This is a genomic window from Legionella wadsworthii DSM 21896 = ATCC 33877 (assembly GCF_000701265.1).
Classification (GTDB): Bacteria; Pseudomonadota; Gammaproteobacteria; order Legionellales; family Legionellaceae; genus Legionella; species Legionella wadsworthii.
This window is the reverse complement of the sequence record NZ_JNIA01000001.1, coordinates 1-13,951: the sequence shown is the minus strand read 5'-3', so window position 1 is coordinate 13,951 and position 13,951 is coordinate 1. Positions and strand designations below refer to the sequence as shown.

Sequence of the window (13,951 nt, the reverse complement as noted above, 5' to 3'; positions counted from 1 at the left end):
TCATCAAAAAAATAATCTTTTCAGGAATTTTTATTTGATTTAATAGCAATAATACGGGGCTGGTATTTCAGATCTCGATCAGCCACAGAATGAAAAAATAAAAACCAAATTACTAACCCACACGATCAATTTTTTCGAACAGCTATGGCAGACCTTCGGGTTGCACGTGATTTTTTGAACGCTTGGTTGCCACATGATAACGCGAGTGCATTGATTTTTCTAAATTAGAAATGCAGCCTCGCCCCTATATTAATGAGGTACGTCAAGAGTCTGAAGTTGATGTGTTATAAAACAACGATAGACAATAAAAAAGCCTATCTTTATTTTCTTTTAGAGCATCAATCCAAACCTGATCCATTAATGCCTTCTCGATTGCTTAAATACCCAGTTATGTACACTCCGTTGCAGTCAAAAATTCATATTGACTTTAGTGATTATTTTGCTTTAAAATTTGAAATAATATGAAAAACCCTCAAAAGTAGGTTTATAACGCCATGAAAATTACATCTTAAGTACGCCCATCTATAGGGCGAAGAGAGAAAATCATTTTTGATTTTCATTTTTTATTGTCCTAAAAGACATGCTTAAGAGTAAACTATGCACCATAAACCGATTCAATTTAAAGACCTAGGTCTTATCTATCCGCATAAAATCTGTTTTCAAGACTTCAGTGGTGAAATCCATTTTGGTGAGCGTATTGCATTGATTGGCCGAAATGGCTCAGGAAAATCAACCTTACTTAAGTTGCTTGCAGGTCTTTGTTCGGCCTCTGGCGAAATTCAAGTGCCACAAGATGTTCGTTTTGGTTATTTACCCCAAGTGATTGAAGAATTTCCTGAATTAAGTGGTGGTCAACGATTAAACCAAGTATTAACCAAAATATTGTCTGAAGATCCGAATGTTTTGCTGTTAGATGAACCCACAAATCATCTGGACAGTCGCAATCGTCGTTCTTTAATGCGTAAGCTTCAGCATTATCCGGGGACGTTGGTCATTGCTTCTCATGATACGGAGCTCATCAATACAGTCGTAGATACTCTATGGCATATTGATTTGGGCAAGCTCACTGTATTTAGAGGGGCTTATTTTGAGTATCAGCAGATGCTTGAAGACAAGAAGGCATCGATTGAACAGGAGTTAACACGGATTGCACGTGAGAAAAAAGAATCACATCTTGCTCTAATGAAGACACAAGAACGTAATAAACGTTCTCGTGTTTCAGGTGAAAAAAAGATAGCCCAACGCAAATGGCCAACGATTCGGTCTCATACAAAACTCGCCAAGGCATTGACAACAGGAAATAAACGGTTAAGTCAAATTAATCATAAAAAACAACAGGTGCTTGAAGAGCTTTCTTCTCTAAACCTTCCTCAAACGATTAAGCCAAAATTTAAATTAAACGGTCTTGATCACCAAAAGCCCTTCATCAGGATTCAAGACGCTTCTATTGCCTACGAGGCTTTCGATGTGATTCTTGAAGGGATTCATTTTCACTTGAATGGCTGGGAACGGGTGGCATTGTATGGGGACAACGCATCAGGGAAGTCCACCTTTGTCAAAGCACTCTTGGGGGATAGCCAAATTAAGAGAACAGGTGAGTGGACTCTTCCTCAGTGCAATACAGTTGGGTATCTCGATCAGCATTATCAACATCTGGATTGTGACGAAACAGTCCTGGATTTGATGAAAAGTCAGATACCCCATGCTTCTCATGCTGAACTTCGTGCCCATTTAAATGACTTTTTATTTCGCAAAAATGAAGAGGTAGAAATAAAGGTCAAATATCTTTCTGGTGGTGAAAAGGCAAGACTTTCTTTAGCCTTAATTGCTGCCAAACCGCCTAAGCTACTTATCTTAGATGAGGTAACCAACAATGTAGATTTGGAAACACGCACTCATATCATCGAAGTATTACGTGAATTTCCAGGAGCAATGTTAGTTATTTCTCACGACCATGACTTTTTAGAATCAATTCACATTGAAACCAGGTATCACATTTATCAAGGCAAGATACATCATTTCAATGGGAAACAATTAGAGGGTGCTCATCATGACTAATCGTTTACCTAATCACATCGGTTCTTTTATGTGGCATTTTTTAAAACCGTATCGCCGCATGGTTTTTTTATTTATTCTGCTTGCTTTAATGGCTGGATTTTGGGGACCCTTTAATAGTTTATTGGTTAAGTCTTTCATTAATACCTTGGCGGCAAAGGCAAATACTGATTTTCCCTCTTTGTATTGGATCGCTGGATTATTAGTAGCGAACTTTATTGTTTTTGACAATATCACTTGGCGAACAATCGGGTACTTGAACTATAAATACGAGGTGGTGATTAAAAACCAAATTATTAGCCAAATGTTTGAGTATGTGCTGGGAAGTAGTACGCAATTTTTTCAGGATAATTTATCTGGGCGAATTGCCACACAAATTACGACTCTTGCTGATAATCTTGAGATTATTTTGCATCGCGTGTCTGTCGATTTTCTTCGTGGCGCTTCATTGTTAGTGGTTTCCTTTATTACAGCCTATTTTGTTAATGTCCTGTTCTTTTATATTTTATTCTTATGGTTCATTGCCTTTGCGTCATTTAGTATTTGGATGTCAGCACGATTAGTCCAATTGTCTGATGACCATGCCAGTTCTGAATCGCAGCTTTCTGGGCAATTAGTCGATAGCTTGGCGAATCAATCCAATATTCGTATCTTTTCACGGAAAACGTATGAAGTGGAACGTATGAACACGTTTTTTAGCATGGTACAACGAGCTTTTCAAAGAAAAGAGTTGTTTATTGTTTTGTTATGCTGTGCACAAGGCGGTATGATTGCAGTGATGATGGGTTTGTCCTCGATCACCTTAATTCACTTATATGGCAAGGGACTGGTGAGCATTGGTGATTTTGCTTTGATTCTTGGGCTTTCCATGGAATTGGGGCATATGATGTGGTATACCATGTACCAAGTGGACCAATTTAACCAAGCTTTAGGCAAGGCAAGACAAAGTTTAAATGCATTGGTCATCCCCCATGAGATACAGGATAAAAACAATGCATCCGAATTAGTGGTCACGCAAGGACAAATTGAATTTTCAAAGGTAAAATTTCATTACCAAGGTGGTTACTCCCTGTTCCAGAATAAGTCGGTAACCATTGAAGCAGGCCAAAAAGTGGGGTTAGTGGGCTATTCAGGAAGCGGTAAGTCCACTTTTGTTAATTTGATTTTGCGACTTTATGAAGTAGTGGATGGGCAAATTCTAATCGATGGTCAAAACCTATCCGAAGTGACTCAAGAGAGTTTAAGACAAGCCATTGCCATGATTCCACAAGACCCAACTCTTTTTCATCGAAGCCTCATGGATAATATTCGTTATGGCAGGACAAAAGCCTCGGATGAGGAAGTCATTTCAGCCTCCAAGAAGGCCCATGCGCATGAATTCATCAGTCTTTTACCAGAAGGTTATGAAACCTTAGTTGGTGAACGTGGCGTGAAGCTCTCAGGAGGTCAGCGCCAGCGCATTGCCATTGCTCGCGCGATTTTAAAAAATGCACCCATTTTAATGTTGGACGAAGCCACGTCTCAGCTCGATTCCATTACGGAATCCAACATTCAAGACAGTCTTTGGGAGTTGATGCAGGGAAAAACAACCTTAGTAGTTGCGCATCGTTTATCGACTCTGCTGCATATGGACCGAATTTTAGTATTCGATAAAGGTCATATTGTTGAAGACGGGACGCATGCTGAGCTGTTGAATCGCGGTGGTTTGTACAAAACCTTGTGGGATGCGCAGGTCGGTGGATTCTTACCTGATGTGCGAAACGAAGAAGCTGAAGAGTCAGCCAATAGTGGGGTAGTGAATGAGTAAATTACACACAGATTATTCGGAAGTGAATCATTTACTTAATGATTTACTATCCGGCTTGCAATCAATTTTAAAAGAACATTTGTTGGGTGTTTATCTGTATGGTTCATTCATCTGGGGTGATTTTGATGAAACAACCAGCGACATTGATGTTCTTGTGACATTAAACCAAGAAATGACACCAGAAGAATTCACGGCTTTGGATGATTTGCATGCAAATCTGGTTCAGCATTTTCCAGATTGGAATGACCGAATTGAAGTAGCTTATGCGTCGCATAGAATGTTACAACATTTTAAGACTGAGCAAGGTCAAATCGCTGTCATTAGCCCAGGAGAACCGTTTCACCTCAAACAGGCGGGGACTGACTGGCTTATTAATTATTATTTGTTGCAAACAAATAGCTTCATTCTATATGGTCCATCAGCAAAGTCGATTATTGCTCCTGTATCAGACAGTGAATTTATAGAGCATGTCAAAAAACAAGCCATTGAGTGGCAAGATTGGGTTATTCATACCAGAAATTCTTTAGGGTACCAATATTATGCTGTATTAACTCTATGCAGGGCTTTGTATGTGCTCCAATATCAGGAACAAGGCTCTAAATTAAAAGCTGGAACTTGGGCTAAAAATCAATTCCCAAAATGGCGAGCTTTAATTCAACGAGCATTAACTAAAGCGGAACTAAATCATGCAAGCGATATCTTGACCGAAGAAACCTATCAAGAAGTCACTGCATTTGTGGATGAAATGGTTCAGCATATTCAAGAGAGAGAATAGATGATGGAAGTCAACGAACAACGGCTTATCGAAGTAGTTTCTTATGATGCTAATTGGCCTATGCAATTTGAACAGGAAGCAGAGCGAATTAAAAAAGCATTAGGTAGTAATTGCATTGAAATTCATCATATCGGCTCCACATCAGTACCTGATTTGGCTGCAAAACCAATCATCGATATGATTCCAGTTGTTTTAGATATTAGCAAAGTAGACAGTGCCAATGCTGCCATGCAAGTACTTGGATATGAAGCAAAGGGAGAATACGGCATCCCTTTTCGCCGCTATTTCCAAAAGGGAGATAACCTACGAACACATCATGCTCATATTTTTGAACTTGGAAGTTCCGAAATCGAGCGACATTTAAAATTTAGGGACTGGATGAGAGCACATCCGGAAGATAAAGAAGCTTATGTACGCTTAAAACAAGAGTTGGCGGATCAACATCCCTATGACATTTCTGCCTATTGCCTGGGTAAAGAAAACTTTATTGCAACAATTGATAAAAAAGCAGGGTTTAATGGATTAAGAGTGGTGAAGGCATTAACACCGCGCGAATGGGATAAAGTACGTCATTTCAGACAGTTCTATTTTTTTGATAAAGCAGGTCATTCTGACCCGTACACTTGGACTTTTGAGCATGATGCTCACGTTCATTTCGTTTTATCTCAGGGAAATGACATCATTGGTTATGCCCATCTGCAATTATGGCCTCACAAGAGAGCAGCTTTGCGTATCATTGTGATTGATGAGGAAAAAAGAAACCATCAATACGGTAGCCAATTCTTGGCTTTATGTGAAAAGTGGCTCAAAACCCAAGGCTATCAAAGCTTGCACGTGGAGTCCTCACCGGATGCGCTAAGATTTTATAGAAATAATGATTACATCGACATGCCATTTAATGATCCAGATGGCTATGAAGGTGATGCGAGAGATACTGCAGTAGGGAAAATACTATGATTCAAATCGAAAAAATAACGGGAGATTTAGCTCAATCCTTATCTCGAACCATTCAAATGGATTTGCCAGAATACTTTGGTTTGCCAGAAGCGAACGAGCACTACGCAATAGGTGTGACCACACGCACTAATTTTGCGGCAAAAGATGGGGATAATACGTTTGGCCTTGTTTCAATTGATTTTCCCTATCCTGATAATGCTAATATTTACTGGATGGCTGTAAAACGTGATTATCATCGTCAAGGTGTAGGAAAGCAATTAATCAAAGCGGCTTGCCATTTTGCTGCAACACAAGGTGCTAAAACTATAACCGTTGAAACCCTAAGCCCCTCTGAATTGGAAGAGAATTACCTTAAAACCTACCGATTCTATCAGTCCGTTGGTTTTAACGCTCTTTTTGATTTAAAACCTGCAGGATATGAGTGGAATATGGTGTACATGATGAAACAGCTTGAACCCATAGAAGTAAAACAACAGTCAATTCGTATTAAGCCACTGGAATTATCCGATATTCCTGTTCTTGTTGATGCCTTTCAAAAAGCAAATTGGCAAAAACCTTACGTCTTGTTTGAAGGGTACCATCAAGAACAACTACAATCTGAGCGAGTAGTTTGGGTAGCCTATGTTCAAGACCAAATTGCGGGCTATGTTACTCTAAAATGGGCCTCACACTATGAATCCTTTGCTCATAAAGGTATCCCAGAAATTATGGACTTAAATGTATTGCCTGCTTTTCGCAAGCATGGAATAGCCAGTGCTTTGCTCACTGTTGCTGAAGACAAGGCGGCCACTCAGTTTGATGTTGTAGGAATTGGTGTTGGATTATATGGTGGTCCTGATGGCGGATATGGACAAGCTCAACGACTTTATGTTAACCGAGGTTATATTCCTGATGGTTTAGGGGTAACTTATGATTATAAACTAACTATTCCGGGGGAAACATATCCCTTGGATGATGATTTAATTTTGTGGTTTACCAAAAAATTAACCAAAAATTTTCATGCAGAAAGTGATACTGTAACTAAAAAAACAACTGATAGCTGCGATGTGTATGTACCAAATACAAAATATAAATTGGAGTTCAATGCCAAAGATTCATTTAAAATTATCGATCAAAAGTTGTTTGAGTTTAATAAATCGTGCGTCTCTGCAACACAAAAACCTGAAGTAATTGATATAAACGTTACGATTAAAAACGGTGATGAGGTAATAGCGGGTATTTGTTCGGAGGTTTATACATGGAAGATCCTGTACATCAGTGTCTTTTTTGTTGAGGAAAAATATCGAAACCAAGGTTTGGGTACCATTTTACTCAATAAAGTTGAGGAGAAAGCAAAAGAATTAGGAGTTACTTTAATTCACCTCGATACCTTTGAATTTCAAGCAAAAGATTTTTATCTCAAACATGGTTATGAAGAGTTTGGGGTTCTGGATGACTGCCCTAAGGGTCATAAGCGTTATTATATGAAGAAGGTACTATGAGTTTTATAAAAAAAGGAATATACCGTCATTATAAAGGCAATCTATATGAAGTGATTGATGTTGCTAGGCACTCAGAAAGCTTGGAAGATATGGTGTTGTACAGAGCGCTTTACGGCGATTTTGAACTATGGGTTCGACCTCTTAAACTGTTTCTTGAAAACATTGAGATAAACGGCGAGGTCAAAAAAAGATTTGAATTACATGAATAAGTTAGAACTAGCAAATCGTTTTATCTTTACTGGCACCCCAGGCAGTGGAAAAACTTCTGTTATTTTGGCATTGAAAAGATTAGGGTATGTAGTGATTCCTGAGTCTGCAACAGATGTCATTGCAGAGGAGCAGGCAAAGGGAGCTATGCGCCCATGGGAACAGACTGATTTTGTAGATAAGATTGTTTTAACACAAAAATTACGGCAATTGAATGCTCAAGGTGCTTTGCAGTTTTATGATCGATCGCCATTTTGTGCATATGCATTAGGACGTTATTCCGCTCATTGGCATAATCGTGATTTTACACCCTCATCTATCTTATTAGCTGAAGTTGACCGTTGCCTAAAAGCGGGTATCTATCAATGCAAAGTATTCTTTTTTAAGAACCTGGGTTTTATTGAACCAACTTCCGCTCGCAAAATCAGTTATGAAGACGCCCTTATTTTTGAGCAAATTCACATAGATGTATACAAAGAGTTTGGTTTTGAAATTGTGCTTGTGCCTAATAAAACGATTGAAGAGCGTTGCCGATTTGTCATTGAAACGGTAGTGATAGTGGACTATGAGCAGAAATAATGCGAGCTTATAATAGTGGGAAAAATTATTTAAAGGAAAAACCATGTTAAAAAAAGTAGCGTTTACCATGTATCCCGCCGAAAATTTAGATCGCGCGATGGATTTTTATAAAAAAAACCTTGGTCTAACACCTAGCACAGTATCTGCGAATGGTCATTGGATAGAGTACGACCTACCACAAGGCGGATGCTTTGCGATTACAACCCTTGCAGAAGGTGTTAAACCAAGTGCGGTGTCCGGAGGTAGTATTGCTTTTGAAGTGGAAGATTTGGATTCCTTAACGCAACAATTAAAAAAGAATGGGGTAACATTCAAGTTGGATATCTTTTCGTCACCTGTATGTAGAATGGCAATTATCATCGACTCTGAAGGAAATGCTATTATGCTGCATGAACTCAATCAATAAATCTGTATACAAAGGATAAATAATGATGTTTACTAAATGCTCTGTTTTTATTGCCACAAGTCTTGATGGCTTTATTTCAAGAGAGGATGGTTCTATTGATTGGCTAACGAAAGCAAATGCGCTTGTGCCCTCTGGTGAGGATGGTGGTTATAAAGAGTTCATATCTACGGTCGATGGACTCATTATGGGTAGGCATTCTTTTGAGAAAGTATTATCATTTGACCCTTGGCCTTACGATGAGCTTCCAACTGTAGTGATGAGTAGCAAACCTATAGAAATTCCTGCTCATTTAAAACATGTTTCAGCTTCTTCCGAAACACCCATCAAACTCGTTCAGCGGTTAACTAATGATTAACCAATGCAAAAACGATTTCCAAATGCAAAATGGTTGCTTGCTGATATGAGGACTTTAGATTTACAAGAGAAATTCGATGCTGTCATTGCTTGGCATAGTTTCTTTCATTTACCTCATGACGATCAACGAAAAACATTAAAATCACTTGCCTCTTTAGTGGAGCAAAATGGTTTATTAATATTTACTTCCGGACCGGAATACGGAGAAGTTTGGGGTGATAATGGAGGATATGATTTATATCATGCCTCTCTTTCGTCTGAGGAATATACTCAAATCCTTCTAGAGTGTCACTTTAAAGTCCTTGTACATAAGATTAGGGACCCAGATTGTGGAGAAGCAACGGTTTGGGTTGCTCAAAAAAGTCACATTTGCACGGGATAAAATAGAAAAGAAACTTATCAAGGTTCCTTCAAAATCTCATACTCAAAAATAACGGGATATCTATTTGGCATCATGGGAGATTTTTTAACACCAATTTTGATGCATCCCATTTTCTTATAAAATGCTTCAGCACCGGGGTCGCTCCATAATTTGAACCTACTCACGTCATGTGATTTAAAGTCTTCAACCATCATGGACCACATTTGTTTACCGAAGGGGTTTATCGTGCATTATGGATTTTTTTCTAATCTCAGAAAATAGTGCTATAATGTGTACATGGTAACACAATGAGAAAAACCATGACTTCAACAACTATGACAGTCCGCCTGGATACCCAGGCTAAAATACGTTTGAATAAATTGGCGGAGCTGACTCATCGCAGTAAATCGTTCTTAGCCTCAGAAGCAATAAACAGCTATCTTGAAACGCAAGAATGGCAACTTAATGAAATTATAAAAGGTATTTCTGAAGCTGATTCCGGTCAATTAGTGGATCATGAAAGCATTGTTACCTATTGGGAGAGCAAGAGAGATTGAAAATTCAATGGACAAGAGGAGCCAGTCAAAATTTAAAACAAGTTGAAAGCTATATAGCAAAGGACAATCCGAATGCAGCCATTGATACAGTATTGAAAATAATTAAATCAGTTGAAATGTTTGCGGATAACCCTTTGATGGGAAGGGCTGGCAGAATTTTTGATACCAGAGAATTAGTCATTAACGGGACTCCATTCATTGTTCCTTATCGAGTTAAACAAAATCACATTGAAATATTAAGAGTATTTCATAGCTCGCGACAATGGCCTGATTCTGTTTGATTTTTTACAACAAACTCCTCGTTGAAACATAGGTTATTTTTGCAATTTAGTTAGGGTTTAATCTGCCCTTTCCAATCTAATACAATAAATTATGACGAAAGAAGCAAATTGGTATGGCCTCAACTAACAGGTTTCCATCTAGAACTTTTGTTGGTTTAGGTTTTTTGGTCAGCGCGGTTAATTGCGTGTATGTGATTTATATCTATATCGAGATAGCTGGAGCTCGTCCATACCTTAATATCTATTATTAAAAATCAAGGTTTGATAAAATGAACAAATTAGAATTCGTATGTGGAGCATATGCAAATTAAGCTCAATAAAATGAATGCGTTATTAATCTGTGAATGAGGGACTTATTGAAATGACTGACACATCCATTGATAAAAGTCTTGAAAAGGTCTATCAAGTAATTGTGGAGCATATCCGTCAAGCCCGATCAAATGTATTGAAAGCTGTTAATCATGAGCAGGTTATTGCATATTGGAACATAGGAAAAAATATTATTGAACAAGAGCAACATGGTGAAAATAGGGCAGCTTATGGTAAAGCGCTGTTAGAACGCTTGTCTACTCGCCTTAATGAGGAATTTGGGAAGGGATTTGGAGTTACAAACCTCAAATACATGCGCCAATTCTATTTAACCTATCAAAATGAAATTAGTCACAAGCCTGGTGACCAATTTGAAGTACCTCAATTTAATCCAAATCTGAGTTGGTCTCATTATCGTCTTTTAATGCGTGAGACAAGGCGGAATGCTCGCAAATTTTATGAAATTGAGACTGCTAATAATTACTGGTCTGTACCTCAACTTCAAAGGCAAATGGGAACTTTTTTATTTGATCGTTTAGCAGCAAGTCAGGATGAACAAGCGGTATTGGCGTTGGCTAATAAAGGCCAGATTATTACAACTGCCGAAGATTCATTAAAAAATCCAGTGATATTAGAATTTTTAGGGTATAAAGAGCATCACACCTATACGGAAAGCGATCTTGAATCCGCCATTATTGATCATTTGCAAGAGTTTCTGCTTGAAATGGGTAAAGGTTTTGCTTTTATTGGTAGACAAAAAAGGATCACAATCGACGGCGATCATTTTTATCCCGACTTAATTTTTTATCACACGATTTTAAAGTGCTATACAATAATTGACTTAAAAATTAATCACCTAACACATGGTGATGTTGGGCAAATGCAGATGTATGTTAACTATTATGATCGTGAAATCAAGCAGAATGATGATAATCCGACAATAGGTCTACTTCTTTGCGCCGAAAAAAATGATGCGGTCGTAAAATTTACCCTGCCAGAAAATAACAAACAAATATTTGCTAGAAAATATCAACTTCATTTGCCAACTGTTGAACAATTGAAGGAAGAAATCAGGCGAGAATATCAAGAGGCAACATTATTTTTAAACAAAGAAAAAGACGTAGAGTGAAAATGATTGCTTATTGATAAATAAGGTCAATGACATGACAAAAATTACAACAGAAGAAACTGCTCTAAAATTAGCTGTCCTTATTGATGCCGATAATGCTCGGGCAGTAATTATTGATGGTCTCTTGACCGAGATTGCTGGTTATGGAGACGCTATCGTAAGAAGAATTTATGGTGATTTTACCTCACCATCTAGCGCGCAATGGAAAAAGGTGTTACATAAATATGCTATAAAACCAGTACAGCAGTTTGCTTTCACTTCTGGAAAAAACGCAACTGATAGTGCGCTTATCATTGATGCTATGGATCTACTTTATACGCATCGGTTTGGTGGTTTTTGTATCGTGTCAAGCGATAGTGATTTTACAAGTCTTGCTAACCGTATTCGTGAAGAAGGGTTGCAAGTTTTTGGATTTGGAGAGAAAAAAACACCAGAGGCATTTCGTAATGCCTGCAATAAATTCATTTTCACTGAAGTACTACGCCCTGTAGCACCACCTGATCAATCAATTAGTCAATCAAAAAAGAGAAAGCAGCCTGTTAAACAGGCGAAAGCTAATGAACCCTCAGCACAAGAATTTCCAAAAGAATTCATTCTAGAAGCATTAAATAACTCATACGATGATACTGGTTGGGCATACATAGGAACATTTGGTGGTTATTTAACTAAGTTAAAGCCTGATTTTGATTCCAGGCTTTATGGCTTCAAGAAGCTAAGCGATTTGGTTAAAGGAAAACCAGACATTTTTGAAACGGAAGAACGAGTTAATCCAGGATCTAACACAAAAGTTTTATATCTGCGTGGTAAACAGAAATAAGGGATGACAATCATTGGAGCGGAAAGATGGGGCAAGTCAGGGTACATGTGTAATTGATGCATTTGAAAAATAAAACCTGATTCTATCCATTATCTGGCGTAGGTTTTTAGCTTGTTTATCAAATCTTCTTATATACCTTACTTTTGTTCTTAAGGAGGCAATACTATGACTCAATGGTTCGTAAAAGACTTAAGCAAATTAACTGGTGTTTCGGTACAAACATTACATCACTATGACCGCATTGGTTTGCTAAAGCCTTCATTGCGACCGCTATTTTCTAGGGTGTACACCATATCGATCTTAATACTTACGTAAAAAACGAGAATTACGAAAACTCATAAGTTTAATCAATGCCATCACAACCTCATAAAACACAGGTAACTAATACGCTTTATTTGCTTTATCAAACCATTGCCATCTCAACCAAAATGCTACATTCACAAGTGAAATGAGTACAGGCACTTCAACAAGAGGGCCAATAACTGTTGTAAATGCGACAGCAGAATTAAGCCCAAAGGCAGAAATGGCCACAGCAATTGCCAATTCAAAATTATTGCTAGCTGCGGTAAATGAAGCGGCTGTTGTTTTTTCATAGTTAGCACCGATAAGCTTGCCCATCGCAAAACTGACAAGAAACATCACAATAAAATAGATAGTCAGAGGAATTGCAATCCGAATTACACCTAAGGGAAGTTGCAATACCATCGAGCCTTTTAAAGAAAACATCGTCAGAATCGTAAACAATAGGGCAATCAGGGTAATGGGTGAAATTTTTGGTAAAAAATTAGTTTCATACCAGGCCAGCCCTTTTCTCTTTATCAGTATAAGGCGAGTCAGAAAACCTGCAAAAAAAGGAATGCCCAGATAAATAAAGACGCTTTCTGCAATGGTTATAAAATCAATGTGGACTATTTGTCCAGTCATGCCAACCAGGGGCGGCAAGACTGTTAGAAAAAACCAGGCATAGACACTAAAGAAAAGCAGTTGAAAAATACTATTAAACGCCACTAAAGCTGCAACATACTGATTGTCGCCTTCTGCCAGCTGATTCCATACAATCACCATAGCAATACAACGCGCTAAGCCGATGAGGATAAGTCCAGTCATGTACTCAGGATATCCATGTAAGAATAAAACAGCGAGACCAAACATGAGAAATGGACTGATAAGCCAGTTTTGAATTAGGGACAATAATAAAATTCGCCAATCTTTGAATACTAGTGGTAATTCTTCATATTTTACCCGGGCCAGTGGAGGGTACATCATTAAAATGAGTCCAATCGCAATGGGAATATTGGTGGAACCAATAGATAATGAATTTAAAAATTGTGGTGTTCCGGTAAAGAGTGAACCGATAACAACGCCAATAGCCATTGTCAGGAAAATCCATAACGTTAAATATCTATCTAAAAAAGAAAGGCGACGGGTGCTGCAAGTGGTCATGACAGCAGCTCCTTTTCTATTCGTTGTTTCAGTTGATTAAAAATCGCTTCAAATGCTGTATTGATTTCCATTTCTGAACCTTCTACTTGGGCAGGATCAGGGATACTCCAATGGAGTTTCTTTGGTTGACCCTGGAAAATTGGACAGCTTTCACTAGCTGCCTGGTCACAGACTGTGATGACTAAATCAATAGATTTTGCTTTAAATTCATTCCAGGATTTGCTGCGAAGAATATTGGGTTTGATACCATGGCGCGTAAGGGTTTCAATTGCAATCGGATGTACGTTTCCAGTCGGAGCGCTACCTGCACTAAAAGCCAGATAGCGACCATTCGAGTAATGATTAGTTATTGCCTCAGCCATAATGGACCGACAAGAGTTCCCCGTGCAAAGAAATAATAACTTAATTGGCTCAGCATTCATCAACCACAACA

The 13,951-nt window shown here is 38.3% G+C and carries 15 protein-coding genes and 2 pseudogenes; 15 read left to right on the top strand and 2 right to left on the bottom strand.

The genetic code is table 11. The features are described 5' to 3' along the window. Positions 1 to 108 precede the first annotated feature (108 nt). The 15 genes and pseudogenes from BU07_RS17835 (at position 109) to BU07_RS17105 (ending at position 12,390) form a co-directional block, all read left to right on the top strand. Positions 109 to 465, top strand: a pseudogene (locus BU07_RS17835) (Rpn family recombination-promoting nuclease/putative transposase). A 132-nt stretch (positions 466 to 597) separates the two neighbouring features. Then, on the top strand, positions 598 to 2,058 hold the full coding sequence (locus BU07_RS0100080; protein ID WP_031562418.1) for an ABC-F family ATP-binding cassette domain-containing protein: 1,461 nt from the start codon (positions 598 to 600) through the stop codon (positions 2,056 to 2,058). Continuing rightward, positions 2,051 to 3,862, top strand: coding sequence for an ABC transporter ATP-binding protein (locus tag BU07_RS0100075; protein WP_031562416.1), 1,812 nt, complete (start codon positions 2,051 to 2,053; stop codon positions 3,860 to 3,862). Before BU07_RS0100080 ends, BU07_RS0100075 begins: the two co-directional genes overlap by 8 nt. Further along, on the top strand, positions 3,855 to 4,637 hold the full coding sequence (locus BU07_RS0100070; RefSeq protein ID WP_031562414.1) for an aminoglycoside adenylyltransferase domain-containing protein: 783 nt from the start codon (positions 3,855 to 3,857) through the stop codon (positions 4,635 to 4,637). Before BU07_RS0100075 ends, BU07_RS0100070 begins: the two co-directional genes overlap by 8 nt. After that, the gene (locus tag BU07_RS0100065; protein WP_031562412.1) at positions 4,638 to 5,594 is read left to right on the top strand and encodes a GNAT family N-acetyltransferase; all 957 of its coding nucleotides are present in this window, start codon (positions 4,638 to 4,640) and stop codon (positions 5,592 to 5,594) included. It begins immediately after the preceding gene. Next, a complete protein-coding gene (locus tag BU07_RS0100060; protein ID WP_031562410.1) occupies positions 5,591 to 7,075 on the top strand; it encodes a GNAT family N-acetyltransferase in 1,485 nt (494 codons plus the stop codon). The genes BU07_RS0100065 and BU07_RS0100060 overlap by 4 nt, the downstream gene beginning before the upstream one ends. Beyond that, positions 7,072 to 7,284 carry a DUF1653 domain-containing protein gene (locus BU07_RS0100055; protein WP_031562409.1) on the top strand — a complete coding sequence of 71 codons (213 nt, stop codon included), beginning with the start codon at positions 7,072 to 7,074 and terminating at the stop codon, positions 7,282 to 7,284. The genes BU07_RS0100060 and BU07_RS0100055 overlap by 4 nt, the downstream gene beginning before the upstream one ends. After that, positions 7,277 to 7,861 (top strand): AAA family ATPase, encoded by a 585-nt coding sequence (locus BU07_RS0100050; RefSeq protein WP_031562406.1) that lies wholly within the window; start codon positions 7,277 to 7,279, stop codon positions 7,859 to 7,861. Before BU07_RS0100055 ends, BU07_RS0100050 begins: the two co-directional genes overlap by 8 nt. 43 nt (positions 7,862 to 7,904) lie before the next feature. Continuing rightward, complete coding sequence (locus tag BU07_RS0100045) at positions 7,905 to 8,267, top strand: VOC family protein (RefSeq protein WP_031562404.1); 363 nt, start codon at positions 7,905 to 7,907, stop codon at positions 8,265 to 8,267. 25 nt (positions 8,268 to 8,292) lie between these two features. Beyond that, positions 8,293 to 9,003, top strand: a pseudogene (locus BU07_RS16895) (methyltransferase domain-containing protein). A 299-nt stretch (positions 9,004 to 9,302) separates the two neighbouring features. After that, complete coding sequence (locus BU07_RS0100030; protein ID WP_019235333.1) at positions 9,303 to 9,539, top strand: CopG family ribbon-helix-helix protein; 237 nt, start codon at positions 9,303 to 9,305, stop codon at positions 9,537 to 9,539. Beyond that, the gene (locus BU07_RS0100025) at positions 9,536 to 9,820 is read left to right on the top strand and encodes a type II toxin-antitoxin system RelE/ParE family toxin (RefSeq protein WP_031562402.1); all 285 of its coding nucleotides are present in this window, start codon (positions 9,536 to 9,538) and stop codon (positions 9,818 to 9,820) included. Before BU07_RS0100030 ends, BU07_RS0100025 begins: the two co-directional genes overlap by 4 nt. 361 nt (positions 9,821 to 10,181) lie before the next feature. Beyond that, the gene (locus BU07_RS0100020) at positions 10,182 to 11,258 is read left to right on the top strand and encodes a PDDEXK nuclease domain-containing protein (RefSeq protein WP_031562399.1); all 1,077 of its coding nucleotides are present in this window, start codon (positions 10,182 to 10,184) and stop codon (positions 11,256 to 11,258) included. A gap of 34 nt (positions 11,259 to 11,292) precedes the next feature. Continuing rightward, complete coding sequence (locus BU07_RS0100015) at positions 11,293 to 12,075, top strand: NYN domain-containing protein (RefSeq protein WP_019235340.1); 783 nt, start codon at positions 11,293 to 11,295, stop codon at positions 12,073 to 12,075. A gap of 165 nt (positions 12,076 to 12,240) precedes the next feature. Continuing rightward, positions 12,241 to 12,390 carry a MerR family DNA-binding transcriptional regulator gene (locus BU07_RS17105; protein ID WP_278030610.1) on the top strand — a complete coding sequence of 50 codons (150 nt, stop codon included), beginning with the start codon at positions 12,241 to 12,243 and terminating at the stop codon, positions 12,388 to 12,390. A 66-nt stretch (positions 12,391 to 12,456) separates the two neighbouring features. Here BU07_RS17105 and arsB read toward each other — a convergent pair whose 3' ends face one another. After that, on the bottom strand, positions 12,457 to 13,518 hold the full coding sequence (gene arsB, locus BU07_RS0100010) for an ACR3 family arsenite efflux transporter (protein ID WP_031562395.1): 1,062 nt from the start codon (positions 13,516 to 13,518) through the stop codon (positions 12,457 to 12,459). Continuing rightward, a partial coding sequence (locus BU07_RS0100005) for an arsenate reductase ArsC (protein WP_345940170.1) occupies positions 13,515 to 13,951 on the bottom strand: 437 nt, incomplete at its 5' end. The genes arsB and BU07_RS0100005, both read right to left, overlap by 4 nt.

What these genes read in the sequence shown, in the direction of transcription:
- BU07_RS0100080 (WP_031562418.1), top strand. Translation starts at nt 598, where the DNA reads ATGCACCATAAACCGATTCAATTTAAAGACCTAGGTCTTATCTATCCG.
- BU07_RS0100075 (WP_031562416.1), top strand. Translation starts at nt 2,051, where the DNA reads ATGACTAATCGTTTACCTAATCACATCGGTTCTTTTATGTGGCATTTT.
- BU07_RS0100070 (WP_031562414.1), top strand. Translation starts at nt 3,855, where the DNA reads ATGAGTAAATTACACACAGATTATTCGGAAGTGAATCATTTACTTAAT.
- BU07_RS0100065 (WP_031562412.1), top strand. Translation starts at nt 4,638, where the DNA reads ATGATGGAAGTCAACGAACAACGGCTTATCGAAGTAGTTTCTTATGAT.
- BU07_RS0100060 (WP_031562410.1), top strand. Translation starts at nt 5,591, where the DNA reads ATGATTCAAATCGAAAAAATAACGGGAGATTTAGCTCAATCCTTATCT.
- BU07_RS0100055 (WP_031562409.1), top strand. Translation starts at nt 7,072, where the DNA reads ATGAGTTTTATAAAAAAAGGAATATACCGTCATTATAAAGGCAATCTA.
- BU07_RS0100050 (WP_031562406.1), top strand. Translation starts at nt 7,277, where the DNA reads ATGAATAAGTTAGAACTAGCAAATCGTTTTATCTTTACTGGCACCCCA.
- BU07_RS0100045 (WP_031562404.1), top strand. Translation starts at nt 7,905, where the DNA reads ATGTTAAAAAAAGTAGCGTTTACCATGTATCCCGCCGAAAATTTAGAT.
- BU07_RS0100030 (WP_019235333.1), top strand. Translation starts at nt 9,303, where the DNA reads ATGACTTCAACAACTATGACAGTCCGCCTGGATACCCAGGCTAAAATA.
- BU07_RS0100020 (WP_031562399.1), top strand. Translation starts at nt 10,182, where the DNA reads ATGACTGACACATCCATTGATAAAAGTCTTGAAAAGGTCTATCAAGTA.
- BU07_RS0100015 (WP_019235340.1), top strand. Translation starts at nt 11,293, where the DNA reads ATGACAAAAATTACAACAGAAGAAACTGCTCTAAAATTAGCTGTCCTT.
- BU07_RS17105 (WP_278030610.1), top strand. Translation starts at nt 12,241, where the DNA reads ATGACTCAATGGTTCGTAAAAGACTTAAGCAAATTAACTGGTGTTTCG.
- arsB (WP_031562395.1), bottom strand. Translation starts at nt 13,518, where the DNA reads ATGACCACTTGCAGCACCCGTCGCCTTTCTTTTTTAGATAGATATTTA.